The 2060-nt window shown below is 65.0% G+C and carries 2 protein-coding genes; both read right to left on the minus strand.

The window, feature by feature from the left end:
* Window positions 1–1661 (minus strand): heme lyase CcmF/NrfE family subunit (locus tag MFF34_RS27635; protein WP_238217768.1); only part of this gene is annotated, 1661 nt, incomplete at its 3' end.
* 11 nt (window positions 1662–1672) lie between these two features.
* On the minus strand, window positions 1673–2060 hold a 388-nt coding region (gene ccmE / locus MFF34_RS27640), incomplete at its 5' end, for a cytochrome c maturation protein CcmE (RefSeq protein WP_238217766.1).

The following is a 2060-nucleotide window of genomic DNA, read 5'->3' on the forward strand; positions in this document are numbered from 1 at the left end:
ACCACTGTCCCCTTGGCGGAGATGAAGTTCGGCCCCTCGAAGCGCTTGGCACCCTGGCACAGGACGTGATCACCGCCCAGCTCCCCGCTTTCGCCCGGCGCCATGCGCAGGTCGCGTTCGGCACTGTTGTTGCTCGACAACACCACGCCCAGTGCGCACACCGCCAGGCCCAGGTGTGCCAACTGCATGCCCCAGTAGCTGCGGGTAAGGCCGCGCATGCCTTTGGCCAGGCCCTTGTGGCGGGTCTTGTCGAGCACATCACGCAACCCGCTGAGTACGACCCAGGCCGCCAGGGCAAAGGCCGTCAGCGTGGGCCAGTCGAAGTCGTCGACGATGAAGCCGGCGACCGGGGCGAGCACTGCGCTGCCGATCAGTACCGGGGTCATCATGCTTGCCAGCCATTTGCCGGGCGTGTCCTTCCAGCGCACCACCACGCCCACCCCAAGCACCACCATCAGCAGTGCCATCAGCGGCAGGAACAACGCATCGAAGTACGGCGGGCCGACCGACAGCTTGGCCCCAGTGAGGGCATCGAGCACCAAGGGGTACAGGGTGCCCAAAAGGATCATCGAAGCCGCCACCACCAGCACCAGGTTATTGGCCAACAGCAGCGTCTCGCGCGACCACAGGGCAAAGCCGACCTGGCTCTTGACCACCGGCGCACGCAGGGCGAACAGGGTTAGCGACCCCCCCACCACGAACAGCAGGAAGATCAGGATGAACACGCCGCGTGACGGGTCAGCGGCAAAGGCATGCACGGAGGTCAGCACCCCGGAACGGACCAGGAAGGTGCCCAGCAGGCTCAGTGAGAAGGCTGCGATCGCCAACAGCACGGTCCAGCTCTTGAACACGCCACGCTTCTCGGTCACCGCCAGCGAGTGGATCAAGGCCGTGCCCACCAGCCAAGGCATGAACGAGGCGTTTTCCACCGGGTCCCAGAACCACCAGCCGCCCCAACCCAGCTCGTAGTAAGCCCACCACGAGCCCAGGGTGATGCCCACGCCAAGGAAGGCCCAGGCGACGATGGTCCACGGCCGCGACCAGCGTGCCCAGGCGGCATCAAGGCGCCCGCCAAGCAAGGCGGCGATGGCGAAGGCAAAGGCCACCGAGAAGCCCACGTAGCCCATGTACAGCATCGGCGGGTGGACGATCAGGCCGATGTCCTGCAGCAACGGGTTGAGGTCACGGCCATCGGTCGGCACTTGCGGCAGCAGGCGCTGGAACGGGTTGGAGGTGATGATCAAAAAGCTCAGGAAGCCCACGCTTATCATGCCCATTACCGCCAGCACACGGGCCAACATCACTTGCGGCAGCTGGCGCGAGAACACCGACACGGCGAAGGTCCAGCCGCCCAGGATCAACGCCCACAGCAGCAACGACCCCTCGTGCGCGCCCCACACGGCACTGAACTTGAAGTACCACGGCAAGGCGCTGTTGGAGTTGCTGGCGACGTAGGCGACCGAGAAGTTGTCGGTCATGAAGGCATGGGTGAGACAGGCAAAAGCAAAGGTCAGGAAGGCGAACTGCCCCCAGGCCGCCGGGCGTGCCAGGCTCATCCACAGGCTGTCGCCGCGCCAGGCGCCTAACAGCGGCACACTGGCCTGCACGGCGGCGAAGCAGATGGCCAGGATCATCGCCAACTGGCCGAGTTCGGGTATCACCAGTGCCGCGTTCATGGCTTGGCCTCCGCGCCGGCGGCGGCTTGGCCGCTTTCTTTCAGGGCCTTGGTGACCTCGGGCGGCATGTATTTTTCGTCATGCTTGGCCAGCACTTCATCGGCCACCACCACACCCTCGGCATTGAGCTTGCCCAGGGCAACGATGCCCTGCCCTTCGCGGAACAGGTCGGGGAGGATGCCACGGTAGGTGATCGGCACCGACTTGTTGAAGTCGGTGACCACGAAGCGCACGTCGAGCGAGTCGGCCGAACGCTGCACCGAGCCTTTTTCGACCATGCCACCGGCACGGATACGGGTATCCTGCGGCGCCTCGCCGTTGGCGATCTGCGTCGGCGTATAGAACAGGTTGATGTTCTGCTGCAAGGCGCTCAGGGCAAAGCCG

The organism is Pseudomonas sp. PAGU 2196 (assembly GCF_022179005.1).
In the GTDB taxonomy this organism is placed as follows: domain Bacteria; phylum Pseudomonadota; class Gammaproteobacteria; order Pseudomonadales; family Pseudomonadaceae; genus Aquipseudomonas; species Aquipseudomonas kermanshahensis.